4 protein-coding genes and 1 pseudogene are annotated in these 4049 nt (G+C 64.1%); 2 read left to right on the top strand and 3 right to left on the bottom strand.

Features of this window, described 5'->3' with window-relative positions:
* A pseudogene (locus tag WB785_RS12105) lies at positions 1–651 on the bottom strand (PQQ-binding-like beta-propeller repeat protein); the annotation flags it as partial.
* A gap of 154 nt (positions 652–805) precedes the next feature.
* Between WB785_RS12105 and WB785_RS12100 the strand changes: the two are divergent.
* Positions 806–1543: an acetyltransferase gene (locus WB785_RS12100; protein WP_424079428.1), complete on the top strand. Its 738-nt coding sequence runs from the start codon at positions 806–808 to the stop codon at positions 1541–1543.
* 6 nt (positions 1544–1549) lie between these two features.
* Here WB785_RS12100 and WB785_RS12095 read toward each other — a convergent pair whose 3' ends face one another.
* Positions 1550–2890 carry a cryptochrome/photolyase family protein gene (locus WB785_RS12095; protein WP_424079427.1) on the bottom strand — a complete coding sequence of 447 codons (1341 nt, stop codon included), beginning with the start codon at positions 2888–2890 and terminating at the stop codon, positions 1550–1552.
* A 16-nt stretch (positions 2891–2906) separates the two neighbouring features.
* Positions 2907–3383 carry a TspO/MBR family protein gene (locus WB785_RS12090; protein WP_424079425.1) on the bottom strand — a complete coding sequence of 159 codons (477 nt, stop codon included), beginning with the start codon at positions 3381–3383 and terminating at the stop codon, positions 2907–2909.
* 136 nt (positions 3384–3519) lie between these two features.
* On the opposite strand from WB785_RS12090, the gene WB785_RS12085 reads away from it, so the two are divergent.
* Positions 3520–4041, top strand: a complete 522-nt coding sequence (locus WB785_RS12085) for a MarR family winged helix-turn-helix transcriptional regulator (RefSeq protein ID WP_424079430.1) — start codon at positions 3520–3522, stop codon at positions 4039–4041.
* Positions 4042–4049 lie beyond the last annotated feature (8 nt).

Genomic DNA, 4049 nt, shown 5'->3' with positions numbered 1-4049 from the left:
CACCACCATCCCGTGCGCCGCTGCGAACGCCGGCGCCGCAGCGACCGGACAACCGGCCCGGGCCGGTCCGCAATCGGAGAGCCCGCGAGTGAAGTCGGCCGGATCGACGTTGTCCACCAGATCGATTGCATTACCGACGGATGTGCCGCGGTGCGCGTCGAAAACCTGCACCTGCCCCAAGTGCGTCACAACCAGCAGTTGGCTATCTCCGAGAAGCCTTGGTGTAGAAGGCATTCCGATTACCGGTCGACGCCAACGGATCCACTGGGTGACCGGAAACGACAGTATCGCCCCGGGCTGGCCGACATAGAGGTTGTCGAAGCCGTCGAACAACGGGCCGGAGATGCCGCCGCCCTGAAATAGCCGGGTGCACCAGCGCTGTCTGCCGTTGTCGTTGTTCTCCCACTCCATCAGCGAGCAGCCGCCCGGTGTCTGCGCGTTGAGCGCCATCCAGTTGCGGGAGCTGAGCGCCGGCGCCGCCGCGAGCGACCCCTTGACCGAGCGCGTCCAGCGCAGGGTCAGGTTGGTAGCGCCAGACGTTGCGGTGTAGCTGCTGTTGGACGCGTCGCCGTACTGCGCGGGCCAGCCTTGGGCAGGCGCGGTGTCGACCCACGAGTCGGTATTGCTACACCCGGCCAGGGTGGCGGCCACAACGACCGTCGATACCGTAACGGCCCGCCGCGTGTGCAGGATCCCGTGAAATATGGCGCGATTTTTGTGTACAGATCGCACAGTCGGCGGTAACTTGCTGCGCCATAACACCAGCCGAGGGTAACGTGCGGCGACTTGGGTAGGCTTTTTGCCCATGACGACAATGTGGGGGGCACCTCTACATCGCCGCTGGCGGGGATCGATGCTCCGCGACCCACGCCAGGCCAAATTCCTGACGCTGGCATCCCTGAAATGGGTGCTGGCCAACCACGCGTACACCCCGTGGTACCTGGTCCGCTACTGGCGGCTGCTGAAGTTCAAGTTGGCCAACCCGCACATCATCACCCGCGGCATGGTTTTCCTGGGCAAGGGCGTCGAGATCCACTCGACCCCGGAACTGGCGCAGCTGGAGATCGGTCGATGGGTGCACATCGGGGACAAGAACACCATCCGCGCACACGAGGGCTCGCTGCGGTTTGGCGACAAGGTGGTGCTGGGGCGCGACAACGTCATCAACTGCTACCTCGACATTGAGATCGGAGATTCGGCGTTGATGGCCGATTGGTGCTACATCTGCGATTTCGACCACCGCATGGATGACATCAACCTGCCGATCAAGGATCAGGGCATCGTCAAGGCGCCGGTCAGGATCGGACCGGACACCTGGGTCGGAGTCAAGGTGACAGTGCTGCGCGGCACGACCATCGGACGGGGCTGCGTGCTGGGGTCGCATGCAGTGGTCCGCGGGGACATTCCGGACTATTCGATCGCGGTCGGCGCACCGGCCAAGGTGGTCAAAAACAGGCAGCTGGCCTGGGAGACATCGGCCGCCCAGCGCGCCGAACTCGCTGCGGCCTTGGCCGATATCGAGCGCAAGAAAGCTGCCCACTAAGGCTGCTCAGCTGATCCCTTGGTGGCGGCGCAGCGCCTCGCTGCGTTCTGTGCTGTGATCGACGATCGGCTTGGGATAACCAGGCGGCCAATCGCCTGTGGTCAGACGGACATCGTCTACGCCGGCAAGCTCGGGCACCCAGCGGCGGATGTAATCGCCTGCGGGATCAAACTTTTCGGCTTGCTTAGCCGGGTTGAACACCCGGAAATACGGTGCCGCGTCGGTGCCGCAACCAGCGCACCACTGCCAGCCGTGCTGGTTGTTCGCCATGTCGCCGTCGACCAGCTGATCGAGGAACCAGCGCGCACCCCACTGCCACGGCAGGTGCAAGTCCTTGACCAGAAACGAGGCGACGATCATCCGCACCCGGTTGTGCATGAACCCGGTCTCGCGTAGTTGACGCATGCCGGCGTCGACAATCGGAAATCCGGTTTCGCCGGCCTGCCATGCCTTGAAGCGCCGCTTCGCCTGCGCCCCGGTGTCGGTCTGGATGGCGTCGAAGTCGCGGTTCCAATTCCACCAAGCGCTATCTGGCCAACGATGAAGTACCGCTGCGTAGAAATCGCGAAAAGCCAACTCTCGCAGATAAGCTCGCGGCCCGGCGCGACGCAGGTCCAAGTCGCCCACCATTGTCCGCGGGTGGATAGTCCCGAACTTCAGGTGCGCCGACATTCGGCTGGTTGCTATGCGGTCCGGTCTGTTTCGCTCCTCGGAATAGCTGTCCAGCCCGTCGTTAACAAAGGCTTTCCATTGCCGCCGCGCGGCCGCTTCGCCTGCGCGCAGGTCAAGTTCGACGCCAGGGTCGGGTATCGCAACGGGTTTCGCGTGTTTGCCCAATCGCGCGGGATCGACCCAGTGCGCCGATTTGGGGCACGATCGCGCAGGTTTGCCCCACCCAAGGTCGCGCCATCGATCGAAGAACGGGGTGAACACCTTGTACGGGTCGCCGCTGTCTTTGGTGACGCGTCCCGGCGACGCCAGATACGGCGATCCGGTCGCAACCAGCGGTATGTCGCCCAGTGCTACGGCCACTGATGCGTCACGGCGCGTCCCGAATGGCGCGAAGTCCTCCGAGATGTGCACTGACCGCGCGCCGATCTCCTTGGCGACGGCAGGAATCCGCTCCTCGGGCCGTCCACGTGTCACCAGCAGGCGGCCATCCAGGTCGTCTCGCAGCTGGCGTAGCGAGTCGCACAGAAACTGCATGCGGCGGCTGCCCGACGACGCCTCGAGGCGCGGATCAAGCACAAAGCAGGCCAGTACCTCGTCAACGTCGGCGGCGGCTTCGAGCAGCGACGGAAGGTCACTCAGCCTCAGATCGCGGCGGAACCACAACAACGCGGGCACTACCGCGATACCGATCTCATGATCGGTTGAGTATCCAGATGTGGCTGGCCATCGCGGTGGCGAAGGTGCTCCACAGCGGATACGGCAACAGCGCCGCCCCGGCGCGCGAATCAGCTGCGGCGGCCCGTCGGGTCAGGTCGGCGCTGCTGGCCGTCAACACCGCCGCGCCGACTGCCGACGCGCCGAGCTTGCGGTATTTGAAGAACAGCCAACTCCATGCGGCGTTGAGCATCAGGTTGACGCCCAGCGCGACGGCGTAGTTCCGCGCCTCGTCGTGGCGCCCCGTTGCACGCAACCGGTCGATGGCGGCAGCTGAGGTGGCCGCGATATCGGTGTAGAGCGCGGTCCAGGCGACGGGGAAAACCACGTCAGGCGGCACATAGGGCGGCTTGCGCAACCGCGAATACCACCTCTGCGGGCGACTGGCCACGCTTCCGATGCCACTGGCAGTGGCAACGGCAAGCGTGGTGAAAGCCAGTGTCTGCTTATTCACGTTGTCTCCCTTCGTCTTCCGCGGCGTCTCTGTTGGCATCAGTGACGCCGGCCGCGTCGTCTCGATCAGTGTTTCAGTGATTGAAGTATTAATCAACTTAACTATTTGCCCATCTGCGGATAAGCTCCAAGGTGTCATGGGCGCCGATGAGACCGCTGGCGGCCGAGCCGCTCTGGAGTCGCAGATCGCGGCTGACCTGCGGATATTGACGGCCGAATCCGAGCAGATCGGCCGGTTTTTTGCTGCCGTGCACGACGTGCGGCCCACTGACTTTCGCGCGCTGCTGCACGTCATTGTCGCCGAATCCACAGGAGAACCGATCACATCTGGCGAACTGCGCCGGCGCATGGGTCTTTCCGGCGCGGCGATCACCTACCTGGTCGACCGGATGATGGCGGCCGGCCACATCAATCGGCAATCTGACCCCGGGGACCGGCGCAAGGTGATTTTGCGCTACTCGGAAACGGGCCTGGACACTGCTCGAGCATTCTTCGCTCCGTTAGGGATGCACGCCCGCCACGCGATGGCGGATCTGCCCGACGCTGACCTGGCGGCGGGCCAGCGGGTGTTCGCCGCATTAATCGAGGCCATGCGGCGATATCAAGATGAACTCACATCACTGACGCCATCCGGTAGCCAAGATGCCGATCCGGGGTAACCCGTACC

Source organism: Mycobacterium sp. (assembly GCF_049585075.1).
In the GTDB taxonomy this organism is placed as follows: Bacteria; Actinomycetota; Actinomycetes; order Mycobacteriales; family Mycobacteriaceae; genus Mycobacterium.
Note: the sequence above shows the minus strand (reverse complement) of the source record. Positions and strands in the feature narration are given on the sequence as shown.

Excerpts from the sequence above, each read along its gene's own strand:
- WB785_RS12100 (WP_424079428.1), top strand. The coding sequence starts at position 806 with ATGACGACAATGTGGGGGGCACCTCTACATCGCCGCTGGCGGGGATCG.
- WB785_RS12085 (WP_424079430.1), top strand. The coding sequence starts at position 3,520 with ATGGGCGCCGATGAGACCGCTGGCGGCCGAGCCGCTCTGGAGTCGCAG.